We start from the raw sequence: 20083 nt of genomic DNA on the forward strand, positions 1-20083 counted from the left end.
ATATAGTGCTCACTGCAATGAAAACAACGATTCATAAAGAGAAGCTTGTTATGGGGCTTACGACCAAAATTTTAGTGGGAATGTTTGCGGGCATTACCGTTGGGGGGTTAATCAACTCCTTGAATGAGACCCAGCTGCTCGGTGCTGGCGTGAACAGTGCTATTAATCTTTACCTGACCGAAGGCCTGTTTGATGTTATCGGCCGTATCTTTATCGCGTCACTAAAGTTGATGGTGGTACCTTTGGTTCTGGTCTCGCTGATCAGTGGCGCCTGTGCCCTATCGGAAGGCAGCCGAATTGGACCGCTGGCGGGTAAAACCGTCCTGCTTTATATGGCGACAACGGCCATAGCCATTACTCTGGCACTGTGTCTGGCATTAATCTTCCAGCCTGGAGTTGGTGTTAATGAAGCCGCAGCTGAAGCCGCTTCAACATTTGTGCCGAAGGAGTCCCCACCTCTTTCAGAGGTACTGGTCAATATATTCCCGACCAACCCTGTTGCCGCTATGGCTGAGGGAAATATGCTGCAGATTATCGTTTTTGCCCTGTTGATGGGCTATGCGATCTCTCGTTGCGGGGAGCCGGGTCAACGTATTGCCGCTTTCTTTAATGACCTCAATACCGTTGTTTTGCGCATGGTCGGTGTACTGATGGTTTTTGCCCCCTATGGCGTTTTTGCGTTGCTGGCGAAAACCTTTGCCGGTCTTGGGTTAGGAGGCTTGATACAACTCGGAAAGTATTTCCTGGTCGTGGTCTGTGCCCTGCTTCTGCATGCATTGGGTACTTACTCGGTGATTCTGAAGCTGCTGAGTGGGCTCAATCCCCTAGAGCTACTGAAGAAAATGTGGTCGACCATGTTATTTGCCTTCAGTACCGCTTCCTCTGCTGCCACTATCCCGGTGACTTTGTCGACGGTAGAGAAGCGCCTGGGTGTGGATAATAAAATTGCTGCATTCACAGTTCCTCTGGGTGCGACTATCAATATGGATGGCACCGCGATTATGCAGGGTGTGGCTACGGTCTTTATTGCCCAGTTCTTTGGAATTGAGATCGGCCTGACCGGCTTTCTGACGGTGATCCTGACAGCAACTCTGGCGTCTATTGGTACTGCTGGGGTGCCCGGCGTCGGCCTGATTATGTTGGGTATGGTATTGCAGCAGGTGGGTCTGCCACTCGAGGGGATTGCCATTGTGATCGGCGTAGATCGCCTGCTGGATATGGTGCGCACTGCGGTCAATATTACCGGTGATGCGGTAGTAAGTAGTGTGGTGGCGAAGAGTGAAGGTGCCCTGGACGAAGAGACTTACTACGATGCCAATTACAAGAGTGTCAGCATTAACGACAACAACACAGTAGGCGCCCACTAGGGCGCTCTCCTCAAGCCTCGGCAAATCGGGGCTTGTTCTGTAACCAGCGTTTAATCAACTGTTGTCGCATGCCCTCTGTCAATTGAGGGGAAATAGCAATTTTTTGCACTTGCGGCAGCAGCTCAGCATCCCTCTGCAAGTCTGCGATGCGGTGCTGGATCTCCCCTGTCTGGCGGGTGCCGAGGATTTCCCCGGGACCTCGCAGACGCAGGTCTTCCTCTGCAATAGCAAAACCATCACTGTGTTGACGCAGCGCTTGCAAGCGGGCGCGGCCATTCTGCGATAGCGGTGTGCCGTACAGCAGCACACAGTGGCTGGCGATGGAGCCGCGCCCGACCCTGCCGCGCAACTGGTGCAATTGGGCCAGGCCCAGGCGTTCGGGGTTTTCGATAATCATCAGGCTGGCATTGGGCACATCTACGCCCACTTCAATGACCGTGGTTGCCACCAGCAAATCCACTTCCCCGGCCTTGAAGGCGCTCATCACCTGCTCTTTTTGCTCGGGCTTCAGGCGGCCGTGTACCAGGGCCACGCGAACGCCTTCGAGCATTTCGGCGAGTTCTTCAGCGGTGGATTCTGCGGCCTGGGCTTGCAGGCTTTCCGACTCCTCGATAAGGGTGCAAACCCAGTAGGCCTGGCGGCCCTCGGCGATGGCGCTTTGCACCCGTTCCATAACCTGGTCGCGCCGATCATTGGCAATGGCAACGGTGTTGATGGGTTGGCGCCCCGGCGGCAGTTCATCGATGATTGAGCAATCCAGGTCGGCGAAGGCGGACATCGCCAGGGTCCTGGGAATCGGTGTAGCGGTCATAATCAGCTGGTGGGGTTGCAGCCTGCCGGTAGCTCCACTTGCCGCCCCTTTCTCACGCAGCTCCAGACGCTGCTGTACGCCAAAGCGGTGTTGCTCATCGATAATCACTAATACCAGGTTGTGGAAAGCCACCTCTTCCTGAAAAAGTGCGTGGGTGCCAACCACTAACTGGGCATCGCCACTGGCGATCTTGCCCAGCTGTTTACGCCGCTCGGCAGCCTTTAAGCTGCCCGTTAGCTGAGCAACTTCAATACCCAGAGGTTCCAGCCAGTTACAAAAATTGATTCGGTGCTGCTCTGCCAGGATTTCTGTCGGTGCCATGACTGCTACTTGGGCGCCGGCCCCGATACCCTTGAGGGCAGCCATAGCGGCGACCAGGGTCTTTCCCGCGCCCACATCTCCCTGCAATAGGCGCATCATCGGGGTTTGCTGAGCCAGATCCTCAGCGATTTCCTCGCAAACTCTCTGCTGTGCTCCGGTGAGGGAAAATGGCAGACGCGACAAAAAGTCTCGCTCCAGGGATCGGTTAACGGACAGAGGTGGTGCCGCTACCCTAGCGCTATTGCGCCTCAACTCCAGCAGACTCAGATGGTGTGCCAGTAACTCTTCGAGGGCCAGACGCTGCTGGGCGGGGTGAGTACCTGCTGCCAGTTGATCTAGCTGGGTGCCAGCTGGAGGGGCGTGCAAATAAAGCAAGGCGTCCCTGAGGGGGTAGCGCAGTGATTTGGGTAATAGCCCTGCCGGCAAGAACTCGGTCACAGCGCCGTTTTTCAGCAGAACCAGTGCCTGCTCCACCAATCCTCGCATACGGGCCTGGCTCACACCTTCTGTTAGCGGGTAAACCGGCGTAAGGGTATCTGCGGTCTCCGCGTTTTCGATACCGACGATTTCCGTTTCCGGGTGGTAGAGCTCCAGGCCGTTGGCACCGCGACGGGCCTCCCCAAAGCAGCGTATTCGGGTTCCTCGGGCAAAGCGGCTTTTCTGTGCGGCGGAAAAATGAAAAAAGCGCAGGGTTAAGGTGCCGCTGCCATCCTGTAATCTGACCACCAGGCTGCGACGGCGGCCGAATACGACATCGGCGGCACTGACCTCCCCTTCAATTACCACATCCATACCAGCGGTGAGGCCGGCAATAGGCACCACCCGGGTGCGGTCCTGGTAGCGTAGCGGCAGGTGGAAAACCAAATCCTGTAGGGAGTTGATATGGAGTTTGGCCAACACCTGGGCAAATTTATCCCCCACGCCTTTGAGGGTGGTAACGGGCAGCTCGGCCAGGTTGTTATCTATCCCACGGTCAGGTGACACTGGCTGATGGCCTCTCGCAGTATGTCGATTGCGCGGTGTCGGGGGAAGCTTGCCCGCCAGGCCAGTGCTACGGTGCGGCGTGGGCCCGGTGCGGTAAAGGGGCGGGTCTCCAGCAGGCCACTGGCGTACTGTGATGCGGTGGCGGCTGAGAGTGGCAATACGGTAATTCCAAGCCCTGAGGCCACCATATGGCGGAGTGTTTCCAGTGAGCTGCCATCTGCGGCTGTGCGTATGCTGCCGCCGCCCGCTTCTTTTTCCATGGTTAGCTGCAGGTGCGGACAAGCTTCCAGTACCTGATCGCGGAAGCAGTGACCCTCACCCAGCAGAAGCACATTGTCTTCAGTGAGTTGATCCGGGGAGATAGCCTCTTGCTGCGTAAGTGGATGGCCTGCGGGCATCAATACAACAAATGGCTCGTCGTACAGGGGTTGGGTGACAACGTCGGGCTCGGTAAAGGGGAGCGCAATAATGATGGCATCCAGTTCACCCTTGCGCAGCCTCTGTCTCAGCGTGGCGGTATATCCCTCTTCAACATAGAGTGGCATTTCTGGTGCCAAATGCTGTAGTTGGGGAATAAAGTGTGGGAACAGGTAGGGCCCAATAGTAAAGATGGCGCCAACTGACAGGGGGCTCGCCAGCTGGTCCTTGCCGGCGCTGGCGATGTCTTTGATGGCTGCTGATTGTTCCAGAACCAGCTGGGCCTGGGCGACAATTCTCTCGCCCAATGGGGTTGCCTGCACTCGAGTTTTTGAGCGCTCAAACAGGGCGACACCGAGCTCTTTCTCCAGTTTCTTTACTGCGATAGAGAGTGTCGGTTGGCTGACGTAACAGCGCTCGGCGGCACGGCCAAAATGCTGTTCCTGGGCGAGAGTTACGATATAGCGCAGTTCATTGAGAGTCATGGTCGAGGCAATTAGATGGCCATTAGTAATAGTAATTATTCATAAATAATCGCCGCTGGCCAATACCCTGTCTCAATCTGTAAGCTGAGAGCGAATATTGGGAAAATTTACTATTTTTGGGAATTCAAGTGGGATTGAGGCGCAAAATTTTGCTATATCTGTAAGGGGCACACCGAACGGAGATACGTCATGGGAGTTCTGTCCTGGGTCATTCTCGGGTTGATTGCCGGCGCTTTGGCAAAGTGGATTATGCCCGGGAGAGATCCTGGTGGTTGGATAGTCACTATGGTCATCGGCATTGTCGGTGCCTTTATTGGAGGCTGGCTCGGTGCCCTGATTGGGTTCGGTGGCCCAGTGACTGGTTTCGGAATAGGCGACATAATAACGGCTACGATTGGTGCGATAATTTTTCTTGCGATCTATCGCATGTTCAAAAGGCGTGGCAACTAGTCCGCCTTTGGGGAGAGCCTCGGCGGCGAACTATAAGCATTCCGAATTTGAATTTGCCCAAATGACCCCAGCACCTTAGGACTGAATAGCACTGAATCAAGGGAATAAGGTGAGCAGCAAAGATTGTTCACCGGGAACTATATGACACAACAAGAAAAGCTTTGGATCCTTGGGTGTGGTGACCTCGGGGCGAGACTGGCACTGCATATAGACCGAAAGCAATACGCGGTTTATGGAATGCGGCGCAATCCCCTGGTAGCTCTGGCGAGTAAGCGCCGGGCAGATGTGGTGAATTGGCGCCGGGGGGATGCCACTAAGAAAGAGGATATTGAACGCTTGTTGTCTACGGGGGCGGATGTCATTCTCGCGACATTTACCCCCACTGAGCACACGCCAACCGGCTATCACCGCGCCTATGTGGAAACGGCAAAGGCAGTCGCTGAAGTTGTTCCGCACCTTCCATCCCCACCGCGTTTGGTTATTTGGGTTTCATCTACTCGTGTTTATGGCCAAAGCGGTGATGACTTTATCGATGAGCAAACCTTACCCCTGCCCAGTGGTTTTCAGGGAGATAGTTTGCTGGCAGCTGAAGAGATCATTCGCAACGCAATTCCCAACAGTTGCATTGTGCGCTTTGCGGGAATTTATGGGCCTGGTCGAGATCGCTTGTTGTCGCAGGTTCGCGCTGGTCGCTGCGCTCCTCCCCAGCCACCGCAATATAGCAATCGCATCCATGTCGATGATTGTATTGGTTTTTTATTGCACCTTATTGAAAGGCACAAACAGGGGTGGGTCCCGGAGCCTCTTTATATAGGCGCCGATAGCCAGCCTGTGCCGATGTACGAGCTGCAACAGTGGTTGGTAAAAGCGATGGGATATACCAGTGCCCACCTGCGCGAGATTGTGCAAACGAGCGAGCGCCGCTCGAAAAAGCTTAGCAATCAGTTGATGCTGTCCAGTGGTTACGAATTGAAGTATCCAGATTACAAGGTGGGCTATAGCGCTCTGTTGGAGTCGGAGGGCTGAGCTGCCCTCCTCAATTATTGCCACAGCATCGGCGAGAACTTCTTGCCTCAGGTCACCATAATCGCTTCGGCTTCAAAAAGGGCTCCCCGCGGCAACTCCTTGACGACGACGGTTGCCCTGGCGGGATAAGGCTCTTCGAAAAACTCTGCCATTATCTCATTTACAGCGGCAAAGTTGCTGCTGTCGGTAATGTAGAGATTGAGTTTCACAATATGCTGAAGCGATCCGTCAGAGGCCTCACAGACTGCGCTGAGGTTGCGAAAGACCTGGTGGACTTCATCGCTAAAACCTCCGCTAATCATCTGTTGTGTCTCTGGGTCCAGAGCGATTTGTCCCGACAGGTAAACAGTATTATCCACTTTTACTGCCTGGGAATAGGTACCAGCTGCGGCGGGTGCCCGGTCGGTTTTAATAACGGCTCGATTGGGCATGGGGTACTCCATTACTTATCAATATTGTTGAAAAGGAAGACCTATACGGAACTTCCGAATAATCCCTTACTTATTTGCGGGGCTTTCAGAAGTCGGTTAAATATATCGCGCTTTGAAGCCTAATGGCAGTTCCCAATGGGATTCCCTTGTGTTCCTCAAGGGCGGGCGATGCGTATGACAGAAGGGAGGTTGCGCAGGCGCTTCATAACCCGCGCCAAATGTACACGGCCACTGACTTCCAGGGTCAGGGAGATCACGCTGTTGTGAGCATCCTTCTCATCCACATTGATCTGTTCGATGCTGGCGCCCTCTTCCGTAATACGAGTAGCCAGTCGGGCAATAATCCCTCTCTCTGACTCGACTTCTACCCGCACATCACCGAGGAACTCCCCTGTCACATCCGGTGACCAGTTCACCAGCATGATGTTCTCTGGGTGCTCGCGAAAATCACCGGTATTGCGACAGGTGTCGCGGTGTACTACTACGCCTTTGCCCGAGCTGATATGGCCGATAATGGCATCCCCGGGAATAGGACGGCAACAGCGAGCAAAACTGATCATCATGCCCTCTTGGGCATCGATCGTTAAGGGTGAAGAGATATTGCTGGCTTCAGTCTCTTCACTGGTGACGGGCGCGAGTAATTTAGCGGCAGAGAAGGCCACTTTACTGCCCATACCTATCTCTTCCAGCAGTTTGTCCAAAGTTGCGCATTTCGCTTCTTTGAGGCCCGCTTCTAATTGCTCTGGTGATAGCGCGTCTAGGCTCGTGTCGAACTTACTGAGTGCTTTTTCCAGCAGGCGCCGTCCCAGGGTAATGGAATCGTGGTGACGCTGGTGCTTAAGGAAGTGACGGATAGCACTGCGCGCTTTGGCGGTTACTACAAAATTGAGCCAGTTAGGGTTTGGCTGTGCAGTTTTGCGCGTGAGAATCTCGACTTTTTGCCCGCTCTCCAGAGGTTGGGACAAAGGGGCCAGGCGCTGATTGATACGCACGGCAACACAGGAGTTGCCGATATCCGTGTGTACGGAATAGGCGAAGTCCACGGCAGTGGCTCCTGCGGGGAGGTCGACGATCTGCCCTTTAGGGGTAAAGACGTAAACTTCATCCGGGAACAGGTCAATTTTTACGTTTTCAATAAACTCTAACGAGTCGCCGGCGCGCTGCTGCATCTCTAGCAGTCCCTGGACCCAGCGCCGTGCGCGCACTTGGCTGGTGCCACCGGTATTGATCACCTCATCGCCGGAGGCTTTGTACAGCCAGTGGGCGGCAATGCCACTGTTGGCCATTTCATCCATTTCCTTGGTGCGGACCTGAACTTCAATGGGCACCCCGTGCATACCCAGCAGCACTGTGTGCAGTGACTGGTAGCCATTGGATTTGGGGATAGCGACGTAATCTTTAAACTCGGAGATTACCGGTTTGTACAGGCTGTGCATAACACCTAGAACCCGGTAACAGGTATCCACACTGTCCACAATGATGCGGAAAGCGTAGACATCCATTATCTCCTTGAAGGACTTCTTCTTGGCGCGCATCTTTTGGTAGATGCTAAATAGGTGCTTTTCCCGGCCAATCACCAGAGAGCTGATGCCCTCCCGCTGCAAGCGCAGTTCTATAGCATTCTGAATTTGTTCCAGCAGCTCTTTGCGATTGCCGCGGGCGGCGACCAGGGCGGCGCGCAAGCGGCTGGCACGCAGTGGGTAGATGGCAAAAAAAGCGCGATCCTCGAACTCGATACGAACGTCGTTCATACCCAGTCGGTGGGCGATGGGTGCGTAGATCTCCAGCGTCTCGCGGGCAATACGGGCACGCTTCTGCGGTTTCAGCGCGCCGAGAGTGCGCATGTTGTGCAGGCGGTCGGCCAGTTTGACCAGAATCACGCGGATATCGCGGGCCATGGCCAGGGCCATCTTCTGGAAGTTTTCCGCCTGCTTTTCTGCAGGGCTGTCGGTCTCGAACTGGGTTAGTTTGGAGACCCCATCGACCAGGTCGGCAACCTCTCCACCAAACTGCTCAGCCAGAGCTGCCTTGGGGATACCCGTATCCTCGATCACATCGTGCAACATGGCTGCCGCCAGGCTCTCGTGATCCATATGCATGCCCGCGAGAATAGTGGCAACTGCCAGCGGGTGGGTGACATAGGGCTCGCCGGAACGGCGCTGCTGACCATCGTGAGCCTGCTCCGCGTAAAAATAGGCGCGGCGGACGATTTGGATCTGGTCGGGGGGAAGGTATGAGGAGAGGCGGTGGGCCAAACTATCTATGGTGTGCAATGCCGCGCGCGCCTCTCATAAAACTCAAAAAGTACCCAGTAAGAGACCTGATCAGACTTGCTGATCTGTTAGGTAGTTGGGGGCAACGATAGGAGCAGGTGCCTCTTCGCGTTCCGGCTCGTCGAGGATGGCGGCATCCACCAGGCCCTCTTCGATTTCGCGCAGGGCAATTACCGTGGGCTTATCGTTTTCTTCGGGAACCAATGGATCCCTGCCGCCTGTAGCGATCTGACGGGCGCGTTTGCTGCCGACGATAACGAGCTCGAAGCGGTTGTCCACATGCTCAAGGCAATCTTCAACGGTAATACGTGCCATAAACTTTCGTTTCCATTTGCTGTGCCCGAAGGCAAATTCTGTACAGGGGACCGGCTATTTTACCGGACCGGGAAATGTATGCAATTCGATCAATTGGTTCAGTGGCGCAACAGTGCCTGAAGTAGATCGCCGTGGCGCAGTTGCTGCAGCTCTAAGCGCTGTCGCTGGGCAACGATAATGGCACGCAGCTCTGTTAACGCTTGGTCGAAGTTGTCGTTGATTACCAGGTAATCTGCGGCGACATAATGGGTCATTTCGTCGATGGCCTGGTCCATACGGCGATCAATGACTGCTTGATCGTCCTGACCGCGTCCGGTGAGGCGCTCGCGCAGGGCTTCCTGGGACGGAGGCAAAATAAAAATACCCACTGCATCAGGGCGCAGGCGACGAACCTGTTCGGCCCCCTGCCAATCGATTTCCAGGATTACATCGCGACCACTGGCAAGAGTCTCTTCGATCTCAGCTTTGGCGGTACCGTAATAATTATCGCCATAAACTTGGGCGTGCTCAAAAAAAGCATCGCGCTCCAACATTGCCAAAAATTCTTCTCGCTCGACAAAGTGATAGTCAACGCCGTGAGTTTCGCCTGGGCGCATGGCACGAGTGGTATGGGAAACCGATACGGTAACCTGGCTGTCGCTGTCTACCAGCGCTTTGACCAAGCTGGTTTTTCCTGCACCGGAGGGAGCGGAGACGGTGTAGAGGGTTCCTGTTTGCACAACTGATCCTGTTCGCGAGCAAAGAGCCCATTATAACCGAAGCTTGCGTCTGGAGATGAAAGAGTGTCATGAAGGGACAAGGCTAGCCCCCGACCGGAGTGGGGGTATCTGTTGGGAGATTCAGGGCGCGTTACCACCTGCGCGCCTGGGCCCGGCCGGGATAGCCTCGCGGGAGTTTCTCAATCACCGCCAACCACCTGTGATTAAGGGGACCTCCCTGTTGTTAATCGCTAACGAAAGTGACTCTATCCTCTTTGCGCCGGGTTGCCAACCACCACCATACCAAAGAGCTTGCGAGCAAGTAGGATATGAAGAGTGGTACATATGTATTGTTTAGTAGCGGAATAGCGCAGATGAGTGCTGCGAGTCTCAAAGTTTCGAAGCGCCCTGAAATAGGATGACCATCCAGTATCCTTCCATTAATTGCCAGGCAAATAATCAAGGCAATAACCGAGCCCATAAGTTGCCAGAAACTCAATACGCTGGTGAACCAGAGGAGAGATAAGGTTGTGGCGGTGTAACAGAGGTGCTGTGCGAATGCGTAGTTGCGCAAACCAGGGCTAATTTCAGGGTTGAAACGTTTAAAGTTTGTCAGATCGGTAGAGGCTACTGGCATGGATTTTTCTACATCTGCGGGCCTGTAGCCGGTGGGGCGGAACCAAAGAGTGCACTTGTCCCACCAGCTTTTCGTGTGCCAGGCATCAATTGCCATGCGCTTTAAGTGTTGTAAATTGGCTGCTACAGGATCAAAGGTATTCAGGGGCTTACGCACACCGTAAAGACAGGGCTCAGTTTCGAGTTCCTGCTGGTAGGTGCCAAATAAGCGATCCCAAAGTATTAGTATTCCGCCGTAGTTTTTATCTACGTAGACAGCGTTCTGGGCGTGGTGTACCCGGTGATTCGAGGGGGTAATGACAAACCACTCCAACCAGCGGATCTTGGGTATTTTTTGTGTGTGAACCCAAAACTGGTAAATAAGATCAATTGCGCCGGCGACAATAACAATTTCTGCCGGCAAGCCAATCAATAGAAGCGGTAGATAAAATATCCAATCCAGCTGTAGCCCCCCCGAAGACTGGCGCAATGCTGTGCTCAGGTTGTAGTCCTCACTCTGGTGGTGCACCAAGTGTTCTGCCCAAAAGATGTTTACCTCGTGACAGATACGGTGCTTCCAGTAGTAGCAGAAGTCGTATGCGAGAACTGCCAGGGCCAGGTGCCAGACATTGTCGATAGACCAGTTGAAACCAACCCATTGATAGTAAGGTTGTAGCAACGTAAACAGCGGGATATAGATAACGAGGAATAAGCTTTTATAGGTAAGCCCGATAATACGATTGAGAATCCCCGTGCTGAGATTGCCAATAGTGTCATTCAGCCTGTAGAGCCCCCAGCCTTTCCAGCGATCCAGGGCGAACTCCATAAGCATGGCGGTCAGAAAAAATGGAATGGAGAAAGTAAGCAGGTCCACAGAAACCCCATATTTTTATTATTAGATAGCGTATCTATCGAACTTTGCCACACGGCTACTGGGCCGCATATGCCAGTGAAGCATGGATTCTGAAATCAGTCAGTATTCGCTAAAGGGATTTTGACGTAATTAACTTTCAGGTTTACAAAAGTGGTGCCTGATTGGCACTAATCAAAAGATTGGCAAGAGCATGCGATACGTCGAATTGGTACCACGGCTAGGTGTGACTTTTGATGTTTAGGCATGGTTTTCTTCGTGAAAGGATTTTCTTTGGAGTTTATAAATAAAAAGACCGGCAAATGCCGGTCTTTTTTTACTCTGAACGCGTCGTTATTTACTCGCTAGCTTCCGCTTCCAGAGTCACACCGCTGTAGGATTCATACCCATAGACACTGATGTACCAGGTGCCGGAATCCGGGTTGCTAATGGTGCAGCTCTCCTCATTACCCCAGAGGTATGGACGACAGTCATATCGACGCAGAGTAGGATAGTTACCGTGGCGCACGTAGAGATCAACTTCGCCAGAGCCACCGGACATCTCTATAGTAAGGGTGGAAGTCCCCGACTCAACATCAATGGTGAAGTCATTCCAGCTGCCCTGGCTGCCAGAAAGGTTAGTTTCTGTCCAACCTGAACCATTGCTGCCACTGTCGTCATCGTCGCCATTACCACTATCGTCGCCGCTCGCCATAGCTACAGCTGCTGCCGCGTCCACAATACCGGAGCCGCAGTTGTTGCAAGAAGAGGGGAAGCTGCGAGCAGTGCTGGTGAGGATCGACTCAACTTCGTCCGGAGTAACGTCGGGGTTAACCGAATAAATCAGCGCAGCTGCGCCGGCGACATGGGGGGCCGCCATACTGGTACCCTGGCTGTAATAGTAGCTATCGCTGCCCGCATCGGTAGAGCCGTTGTTGTAGGTGGAAAGGATACCGTCGGAATCGTTTGCGAAGCTCTGTGCGCCACCGGGTGCAGCGACATCAACTACATTGCCATAGTTGGAGTAATAAGAGCGGCCGCCGGTACGGTCAGTTGCCGCAACGGTAATAACCCCATCACAGCTGGCGGGCGAGTATTGGCTTGCGTTGGCACCACTGTTACCAGCGGCGACAACCACGGTAGCGCCGAGGCTGCGCGCAGTGTCGATAGCACTTTGCGTGGTAGTGTCGCAGCTACCGCTACCGCCGAGGCTCAGGTTCAATACTTGGGCTGGGTTCTGGTTGCTTGGTAATCCGCTGACAGAACCACCGGCACCCCAGATGATGCCGTCGGCAATATCAGAGGTATAGCCACCACAGCGTCCAAGCACACGAACGGGCACTATCTTCGCATCATAGGCAACACCGGCGATACCCATGTTGTTGTTAGTAACCCCGGCAATGGTGCCGGCTACATGGGTGCCGTGCCAGCTGCTATCGCTCTCAGAGGTATCGTCGCAAGTGCCGGCTTCATACCAATCCCCTGGGTCAGTGGGATCGTCATCACGTCCATCTCCATCTACGGAGACGAAAGTGTCAGAAATCATATCGTAGCCTGGCAGGATATTGTCTACCAGATCGGCGTGGGGGAGATAACCGGTATCGAGTACGGCAACCACTACGCCATCGCCCTGGGTAACGTCCCAAGCTGAGGGCAGGTTCAAGCCGCCGGTGGACTCGTAGTAATGCCACTGGCTGAGATAGCTCGGGTCATTGGGCTCGGCCATCGCTTTCATAATCAGGTCCGGCTCTGCGTATTCCACATCCGGATCCTGTTTCAGGCGATCGATGATCGCGCTTACTTCAGCTCTACTTTTACGGCCTTCCAGGCGCATTACCTGGGCGCCAGTGGCCATACGGCGGAGGTGGCGCATCTTGTGGCCGGCGCGACGGGAAGCTTTTTCGACCGTCTCTGTGGCCATGGTGGCCGCCTTCCCAACTTTAGCGCTCTCCTTGTACTTTACGATGATGCGGTCGGTTAGCAGTGTTTTTTCCGCGTCCGCTGCGTGAGTAGCGAAAGGGGTAGCACACAGTAACGAAAACGCACTCGCCAGAGTCGTCTTTTGCAAAAGACTTTTCAATGATGATTTCATTATTGTTATATCTCCGAGATATTTTAAATCCGGCTATCAGTATTCCGATAGGCCGGAGACTCCTGAAAAACTCCGCACTAACAAAATAAATTTGCTTAACGGATAGGCCTAGAAACTGTCTTTCTCACAGTCGGTAAGTCAGTTTGACCAAAATTGGTACCAAAGTTTCAAAATGGTACTTCTTTATAACGTTCGTGAAATTATTATCCTCAGCTTAAGCCTTTAAATTTGTGTGGCTTTTGGCGACAAATTTATAAGTTTTGGGAAAAAAATCTGATAGTGAGAATTTATCTACGGGAGAGATGTGGAGGGGTTCACAGGGGGGAAATTGGATAATAAACGAATATTTTCAGATAAAAGAATTATCGTGCGTAGAAAAGATGAATCGCTAAACGCTTCTTAGTGACGTGTACGTAGCATTTACGTAGCATTTACGTAGCTTGGCTTTGGGGCCTGTTTCCTGAGGGTACCCCAGTAATGAAAACCTTTGCTGGCTACTACTGGGGTTTGAGGTTGAAAGGTTGGTGTTAGGACTTGTGTTTATCTGGCCTTGCTATAACTGGGAACTTTGGCCCACAGCTTTGCAGCCAGCAACCCAAAGATAAATCCAAATAGGTGGGACTCCCAGGAGATAAAACCACCCCGTGGCAAGACACCGAAAATAAGCCCTCCATAAAGGACGGCTACCACAATAGATATTAATAAACGGCTAAATTTCCTGCTGATAAATCCCGCAAGAAGCAAAAAGCCGAAATAGCCATAGATAACTGAGCTAGCTCCCAAATGATTGCCCCTGCCAGCAAAAAGCCAAACGGCCACTCCGGTGGTAATCACAACGAACAGGGTCACTCTCAGGTAAGTTTTTACCCCGTACTGCAGCACTAAGAAACTGAAGATGCACAGAGTGAATATATTCGAGAAGAAGTGCCAGCTATTTCCATGCAGTAATGGTGCAGAAAAGATATGGGGGAGGTGGTTGATTGAGCGGGGAACAATACCAAAGTAATTAAGCGATCGGCCGCTCAGAATATTAATAATCTCAATTGCAGCAAGCACTATAAAAATAGCGCCGACCCACTTCAGGTTTTGTCGCATAAATATCCCTTAAAGGGTGAGCTATCATAAATCCCCCTCTCTGGTGGCAAAGGGGCATCCACAGTCTCGGTGAGAATGCCCCAGAGGGTTACTCGATGTTTTGTACTTGCTCGCGCATCTGCTCGATCAATACTTTGAGCTCTACCGCAGCCTGGGTTGTGTCGGTAACCACAGACTTTGAGGAGAGGGTGTTGGCTTCGCGATTAAACTCCTGCATCAGGAAATCCAGCCGCCGGCCGATTGATCCACCGCCGGCTAAAACCCGACGTGTTTCAGAAGTGTGCGCACTGAGGCGATCGAGCTCTTCATCCACATCAGCCTTCTGGGCCAACAGGACGATCTCCTGCTCGAGCCGGTCCTTGTCCAGCTCCACTTGCAACTCTTCCAGGCGGCTGCGCAGCTTGTCTCGCTGTGCCTCAAGAATTTGGGGAAGCAGTTCTCGAACCTTGGCCACCTGCTCTTCGATTCCCTTGAGTCGGGCCTCAATAAACTTGGCTAGCTCAGCGCCTTCTCGTTCACGGTTTGCGCGCAGCTGTCCCAGTGCCTCGCGAAAAGCCTCCAATATCGTTGCCGACTGTTGATCGGTATCCGCCTCCGGTTCACTGATAACACCGGGCCACTGGAGAATTTGCAAGGGATTGAGTGGTTGAACATCCTCGCCACCCGCTACCTGTTTTGCCGCTTGAATCAGTGCCTGGGCGAGGGGTTGATTGATTTCCAGCCCAGTGTCTTCGGCGCTATTGGTCTTCAGGCTCAGGGTCAGTTCAATTTTGCCGCGGGACAGCGTCTTACGTAGCGTATCGCGCAGTTGTGTTTCCAGGGAGCGAGCCGCTTCGGGCAAACGGAAATGTGGTTCCAGGTAGCGATGGTTGACCGAGCGTAGTTCCCAGATAGCGGTGCCGTTTGCGTAATTGGCCTCGGCGCGTCCAAAGGCTGTCATGCTGCGCACTTTGTTCTGTTCCCGTTGACTGGCCATAGCTGATCCCCTACAGGCGTATTAATCGGCCCGGCATAATAACACAGCGTTTGGATCGCCATGCTGGGGTATATAATGCGGGGCTTTCATTCAATATTTGAGGTGGACTATGCAGCGTCCCAGTGGCCGCGCCCCTGCGCAATTGCGCCCGGTAAAAATTACCCGCAACTATACCCGTCATGCGGAGGGGTCTGTATTGGTGGAGTTTGGTGATACCAAGGTTTTGTGTAATGCCTCTCTATCCAGTGAAGTCCCAAGGTTTTTACGCGGCCAGGGCAGCGGTTGGATTACTGCAGAGTACGGCATGCTGCCACGCTCCACAGGCTCTCGTATGCCCAGGGAAGCGGCCAAGGGCAAGCAGAGTGGGCGCACCGTGGAAATTCAGCGCTTGATCGGGCGCTCACTGCGAGCGGCGGTAGACCTGGAGAAGCTGGGTGAGAATCAAATCACCGTCGATTGCGATGTTATCCAGGCCGATGGCGGTACCCGAACCGCAGCAATCACAGGTGCTTGTGTGGCACTGGTTGACGCCCTGCGTCATATGCAGCGAGAGAAAATCATAGCCGATGATCCGCTCAAGAATATGGTAGCGGCGGTATCAGTGGGAATTTATGAGGGGGAGCCGTTACTGGACCTGGATTACCCGGAAGACAGTTCAGCGGATACCGATATGAATTTGGTGATGGCCGAAGATGGCGGCATGATCGAGGTTCAAGGCACTGCAGAGGGTGAGCCATTTACCGAAAAGCAGTTCGCTCAGATGCTGGGGTTGGGCAAGGCGGGTATTGATGAATTGATCGCTTTGCAAAAGCGGGCGCTGGACGAGTAAAGCAGCCGCCCCTTGGTTTGTATCCGGCCCTCTCCCAATAGGGAAGGGGCCGGAACTCCATGCGATTCAGACTTCGATTTCGTAGTCCATGATTACCGGCAAGTGGCTGGAGAATTTCACATTCTTATTGATTGCACCGTACTCAATGCGATTTTTCAGACCGTGAGAAACGATCTGCATATCAGTACGCCAGCCATCTCCTTCTCCGACAGTACCGCTGGGCCACCAGCTAAATTCGTCGGTATCTTTTACTACACGGCGAAAAGCATCGACATAGCCAACATCATTAAACAGCTGGTCCAGCCAGCGCTGTTCGTGACGCATAAAGCCGGGAGAATCCTGGTGATCTTGCCAATTCTGTACGTCTGCACGACGGTGAGCCATGCCCCAGTTACCACAGAAAATAAAGTCGCGGCGTTTGCGGCTTATTTTTAGCAAGTGCGCCTGCATGTCCTCAAAGAATTGGACTTTTTTCTCTAACGACGTCTCATCTGAGGCGACTGGCGCGAGCAGGGAGCCAACACTCAGTCGCTCGAAATCCGCCTGTAGATAGCGGCCGTACATATCCTCACCATTGGCGAAGCCCATGCCGAATATGATGGCTTTGGGCTGGCTTCGGGTGTAGATAGCCACACCGTTTTCGTGGGGAGTTCCCGAGTCGAAAAAGTAACTGTAATAACCGTCGGGGTGAAATATTGGGTGGTCCAATTCAGGCTCGAGAGAGCGCAGGTCCTGAAGGCAGATAATATCTGCGTCCTGCTCCGCCAACCAATCGTAGAGACCGCGTTGGGCGGCCTGATGAACGCCGTCTACCGACAAGCTTACTATTCGCATTATTAGCCCCTTACCAGCGGACTGTGTATCATTAGAAACATTATATGCATGCCTACCCCCGGGAATGCTACGGGGAGGTCTCCCTTCACCTTAGCCAATAGTTAACAATTTTCCATGCAGCAATATCAGCGCGATTTTATCCAACTTGCCCTGGATCATCAGGTTTTGTGTTTCGGCGACTTCACATTGAAGTCGGGCCGTCAAAGCCCCTACTTTTTCAATGCCGGCCGTTTCCACACCGGTGCTGCACTGGCAGCGCTGGGACAGGCCTATGCCGAGGCGATAATCGCTTCGGGAGTGGAGTTCGATGTCATTTTTGGGCCGGCCTACAAAGGTATCCCGCTGGGTGCGGTGACTGCTGTGGCTCTAGCCCAAAAGGGGATCGATAAGCCTTTCTGTTACAACCGAAAAGAAGCCAAGGATCACGGTGAAGGCGGAACCTTAGTGGGTGCGCCGCTTAATGGCAAGGTTTTGATTATCGATGATGTTATTACTGCGGGCACAGCCGTGCGCGAAGTGATGCAAATTATCGAATCTCATGGCGCAGAGGCGGCGGGAGTTGTGATTGGTCTCAACCGCCAGGAAAAGGCTAGCGAAGATTGTGAATTCTCCGCTATTCAGCAAGTTGAGAGACAGTACAATATTCCTGTGGTCGGCATCGTGCAGTTAGACGATGTGATTAGCTTTCTCGAGCAGGAGTCGAATGACAGCGATACTCTGCAGAAAATTGTGGACTACCGGCAGCGCTACGGTGTCGCGGGTCAATAAATTTTGTCCCTCCTAGCCGTGGGCCGGTTAATTTAGAGAGAAGAGCGATGCGAGTCGCCCCTTTAGTACCTCTATTGGTCAGCACCCTTTTGATGCTGGCTGTAGAGGCTTATGGCAACAATAGCCGGGTTTTGTATCGATACACTGATCACCAGGGAGTCCTGGTGATCAACGATGCTATTCCACCGGAATTTGTTCCAAATGGATATGAGATTCTCACTCTTACCGGTCGTGTAGTTGAAGTAGTTGCACCGCAGCTCAGTCCCGAAGAGTACCAAGCCGAACTTCAGCTAGAGGCCCAGCGGGAAGCGGATCGTAAGTTGCTCAAGCGCTATAACAGTATTGCGGATATTGAGAGTGCTCGGTCGCGCAAGTTGGCTGTCGTAGAGCAGGATATGGCTATCATGCGGTCAAATATCAGCAGTCTACGCCGGCAAATTGCCCAGGAAGAAGCCTCTGCTGCGCGCACGCAGCGGGGCGGCCGTGAGGTGGCTCCCGAATTGTTGCAGAGAATTGCTGATCTACAAAAAGAAATGGAAGTGCTTGAGGAGCGCCTCAGCCGGCGTGCGGCTGAAGCGGATACCATAGGGGTTGATTTCGATAAGGCGGTAGCCCGCTATACCGAACTTAATGCTGAGAGCTAGCTAATTTCTCAATGCCTGAATAATTTCGGAGGGCTGCCGCTAAACAGCCCTCATGAGGAAATGGTTATCTGGCTGCAGCCACTGTCTCACGGAAGAAACCAGCCGTTAATACGGGCCACTGTTCTGCCCAGTACTCTGTAGGCTTACGCTTAAAACCGCTGCGCACGTATTGGACGATACGCCCCTCCGCGCTCGCCAAAAGCAGGTTGGCAGCACCACCGAGAGGAAGAGTCGGGCGCAGGTGTTCGCGCAATTCGGCTTCGCGCAAGATCTGTCTAATTTGGGTTTCCAGTCGATCAAACAACTGCAGGATTCGTCCATGCAGCCTCTCAGTTTCACCGGTAAGCGCGTCGCCTGTAAGCAGGCGAGTGATTCCTGGATTGCGTTCACAGAACGCCAGAAGAAGCTGCAGAATTTTCTGGCAGCGATTGAGAGCCGAGGGCTCCTCCTGCAGGATCATTGCGATACGGCTGAAAATGGTCTCCTCAATAAATTCGATCAGCCCTTCAAACATCTTGGATTTACTGGGGAAGTGACGATATAGCGCGGCTTCAGAGAAACCAACTTCCTTGGCCAGTGCTGCTGTTGTAATACGTGCGCCGGGACTGACTTCCAGCATATGTGCTAGAGCTTCCAGGATTTGTTGACGCCGATTGATTTTTTCGCTGCTCATTGACTGCCTTTGGTCCGCTTGGGGGGCGGAATTTAGTTTTGCTCTTGTCGTCTTATTTTGACGGCGGCGGAATCCTACCGATTCGCCGGGCTGTCTTCAATTGCCAAGGGCCTAGTGGTCCACAGTTTGCGCTTCGATGTTGGTAATCAGGGTACCCACGCCTCGATCTGTAAATATTTCGAGCAATATGGCGTGGGGCACACGGCCGTCGATGATGTGAGCGGAATTTACCCCATCCTGAACAGCGTCCAGAGCGCAGGTGATTTTTGGCAGCATGCCGCCATAGATGGTGCCATCCTGAATTAAGCCCTCTACTTCATTGGTAGTCAGTCCGGTGAGAACCTCCCCCTCCTTATCCTGCAGACCGGCGACGTTGGTAAGTAACATCAGCTTTTCTGCTTTCAATTCCTCAGCGATTTTTCCAGCGACGAGATCGGCATTAATATTGTATGAAACCCCATTGCCGTCGACTCCGATGGGCGCAATAACCGGGATAAAGTCACTGTGGACCAGCATATTGATCACATCAATATTAACTTTCTCGACTTCCCCAACCTGGCCAATATCAATGATTTCAGAGGCATGTAGTCCCGCGCTCTCATTTTTTCGGGTCAACTTTCGCGCTTTAACCAGTAATCCGTCTTTACCGGTGATACCTACCGCGCGGCCCCCATTTTTGTTAATCAAATTGACGATCTGTTTGTTGACGGTGCCCCCTAACACCATCTCCACAACATCCATGGTTTCGCTATCGGTGACTCTCATTCCGTCTACGAAGCGGGACTCAATACTGAGCTTATTTAGCAGCTGCCCGATTTGAGGTCCGCCGCCGTGCACCACCACTGGGTTCATACCTACCAGCTTCATCAGGATAATGTCTCGAGCGAAACTGTTTTGTAGTTGCTCATCCACCATGGCGTTGCCACCGAACTTGACCACAATAGTTTTGCCCGTAAAGCGCTGGATATAGGGCAGTGCTTCATTGAGGACCTGGGCACTTTTCAGCGCAGAGTTTAGATCTAGGGACATGGGCAGTTCCTTACACAGGGCGACAGGCAATTAGGTTTGGGGTCCTGACTTGAGTCGCCAACGATTTAAAGCAAATGTGGTGGGTTGTTTTCTAAGCAAT

At 53.0% G+C, this 20083-nt stretch carries 19 protein-coding genes; 6 read left to right on the forward strand and 13 right to left on the reverse strand.

The window, feature by feature from the left end; translation table 11 throughout:
• The first annotated feature begins 50 nt into the window (after window positions 1–50).
• Complete coding sequence (locus ACJJIZ_RS02815) at window positions 51–1367, forward strand: dicarboxylate/amino acid:cation symporter (protein ID WP_413665904.1); 1317 nt, start codon at window positions 51–53, stop codon at window positions 1365–1367.
• A gap of 10 nt (window positions 1368–1377) precedes the next feature.
• Here the strand turns inward: ACJJIZ_RS02815 and recG are convergent, their stop codons facing one another.
• On the reverse strand, window positions 1378–3483 hold the full coding sequence (gene recG, locus ACJJIZ_RS02820) for an ATP-dependent DNA helicase RecG (RefSeq protein ID WP_444915158.1): 2106 nt from the start codon (window positions 3481–3483) through the stop codon (window positions 1378–1380).
• Window positions 3462–4385 carry a hydrogen peroxide-inducible genes activator gene (locus ACJJIZ_RS02825; RefSeq protein ID WP_444915159.1) on the reverse strand — a complete coding sequence of 308 codons (924 nt, stop codon included), beginning with the start codon at window positions 4383–4385 and terminating at the stop codon, window positions 3462–3464. The genes recG and ACJJIZ_RS02825 overlap by 22 nt, the downstream gene beginning before the upstream one ends.
• A gap of 189 nt (window positions 4386–4574) precedes the next feature.
• On the opposite strand from ACJJIZ_RS02825, the gene ACJJIZ_RS02830 reads away from it, so the two are divergent.
• Window positions 4575–4835: a GlsB/YeaQ/YmgE family stress response membrane protein gene (locus tag ACJJIZ_RS02830; RefSeq protein WP_108735039.1), complete on the forward strand. Its 261-nt coding sequence runs from the start codon at window positions 4575–4577 to the stop codon at window positions 4833–4835.
• A gap of 141 nt (window positions 4836–4976) precedes the next feature.
• Complete coding sequence (locus tag ACJJIZ_RS02835) at window positions 4977–5861, forward strand: sugar nucleotide-binding protein (protein ID WP_282930625.1); 885 nt, start codon at window positions 4977–4979, stop codon at window positions 5859–5861.
• Between the two features lie 47 nt (window positions 5862–5908).
• Here ACJJIZ_RS02835 and ACJJIZ_RS02840 read toward each other — a convergent pair whose 3' ends face one another.
• The 8 genes from ACJJIZ_RS02840 to ACJJIZ_RS02875 form a co-directional block, all read right to left on the reverse strand.
• The gene (locus ACJJIZ_RS02840; protein WP_282930626.1) at window positions 5909–6292 is read right to left on the reverse strand and encodes a Rid family detoxifying hydrolase; all 384 of its coding nucleotides are present in this window, start codon (window positions 6290–6292) and stop codon (window positions 5909–5911) included.
• A gap of 155 nt (window positions 6293–6447) precedes the next feature.
• Entirely contained in the window at window positions 6448–8565 is a 2118-nt protein-coding gene (gene spoT, locus ACJJIZ_RS02845) for a bifunctional GTP diphosphokinase/guanosine-3',5'-bis pyrophosphate 3'-pyrophosphohydrolase (protein ID WP_282930627.1), read from the reverse strand.
• A gap of 51 nt (window positions 8566–8616) precedes the next feature.
• On the reverse strand, window positions 8617–8880 hold the full coding sequence (rpoZ, locus tag ACJJIZ_RS02850) for a DNA-directed RNA polymerase subunit omega (RefSeq protein ID WP_413663830.1): 264 nt from the start codon (window positions 8878–8880) through the stop codon (window positions 8617–8619).
• A gap of 98 nt (window positions 8881–8978) precedes the next feature.
• Complete coding sequence (gene gmk / locus ACJJIZ_RS02855) at window positions 8979–9599, reverse strand: guanylate kinase (RefSeq protein ID WP_413663829.1); 621 nt, start codon at window positions 9597–9599, stop codon at window positions 8979–8981.
• Between the two features lie 223 nt (window positions 9600–9822).
• Complete coding sequence (locus ACJJIZ_RS02860) at window positions 9823–11067, reverse strand: sterol desaturase family protein (protein ID WP_444915160.1); 1245 nt, start codon at window positions 11065–11067, stop codon at window positions 9823–9825.
• 334 nt (window positions 11068–11401) lie between these two features.
• Window positions 11402–13135 (reverse strand): S8 family peptidase, encoded by a 1734-nt coding sequence (locus tag ACJJIZ_RS02865; RefSeq protein ID WP_444915161.1) that lies wholly within the window; start codon window positions 13133–13135, stop codon window positions 11402–11404.
• Between the two features lie 540 nt (window positions 13136–13675).
• The gene (locus ACJJIZ_RS02870) at window positions 13676–14230 is read right to left on the reverse strand and encodes a rhomboid family intramembrane serine protease (RefSeq protein WP_444915162.1); all 555 of its coding nucleotides are present in this window, start codon (window positions 14228–14230) and stop codon (window positions 13676–13678) included.
• 88 nt (window positions 14231–14318) lie between these two features.
• Complete coding sequence (locus ACJJIZ_RS02875) at window positions 14319–15206, reverse strand: YicC/YloC family endoribonuclease (protein WP_444915163.1); 888 nt, start codon at window positions 15204–15206, stop codon at window positions 14319–14321.
• A gap of 109 nt (window positions 15207–15315) precedes the next feature.
• On the opposite strand from ACJJIZ_RS02875, the gene rph reads away from it, so the two are divergent.
• Window positions 15316–16035 (forward strand): ribonuclease PH, encoded by a 720-nt coding sequence (gene rph / locus ACJJIZ_RS02880; RefSeq protein ID WP_444895659.1) that lies wholly within the window; start codon window positions 15316–15318, stop codon window positions 16033–16035.
• A 66-nt stretch (window positions 16036–16101) separates the two neighbouring features.
• Here rph and ACJJIZ_RS02885 read toward each other — a convergent pair whose 3' ends face one another.
• Window positions 16102–16869, reverse strand: coding sequence for an exodeoxyribonuclease III (locus ACJJIZ_RS02885; protein ID WP_413663823.1), 768 nt, complete (start codon window positions 16867–16869; stop codon window positions 16102–16104).
• 114 nt (window positions 16870–16983) lie between these two features.
• On the opposite strand from ACJJIZ_RS02885, the gene pyrE reads away from it, so the two are divergent.
• Both pyrE and ACJJIZ_RS02895 read left to right on the forward strand, forming a co-directional pair.
• The gene (gene pyrE / locus ACJJIZ_RS02890; protein WP_413663822.1) at window positions 16984–17637 is read left to right on the forward strand and encodes an orotate phosphoribosyltransferase; all 654 of its coding nucleotides are present in this window, start codon (window positions 16984–16986) and stop codon (window positions 17635–17637) included.
• Window positions 17638–17684: 47 nt separating this feature from the next.
• Window positions 17685–18281 carry a hypothetical protein gene (locus ACJJIZ_RS02895; protein ID WP_444915164.1) on the forward strand — a complete coding sequence of 199 codons (597 nt, stop codon included), beginning with the start codon at window positions 17685–17687 and terminating at the stop codon, window positions 18279–18281.
• Window positions 18282–18345: 64 nt separating this feature from the next.
• Here the strand turns inward: ACJJIZ_RS02895 and slmA are convergent, their stop codons facing one another.
• A complete protein-coding gene (gene slmA, locus ACJJIZ_RS02900; RefSeq protein ID WP_108735025.1) occupies window positions 18346–18954 on the reverse strand; it encodes a nucleoid occlusion factor SlmA in 609 nt (202 codons plus the stop codon).
• Between the two features lie 111 nt (window positions 18955–19065).
• Entirely contained in the window at window positions 19066–19983 is a 918-nt protein-coding gene (argB, locus tag ACJJIZ_RS02905; RefSeq protein WP_444915165.1) for an acetylglutamate kinase, read from the reverse strand.
• Window positions 19984–20083: the final 100 nt, after the last annotated feature.

The sequence above is a fragment of the Microbulbifer maximicatervae (SeqCode) genome, from assembly GCF_052467225.1.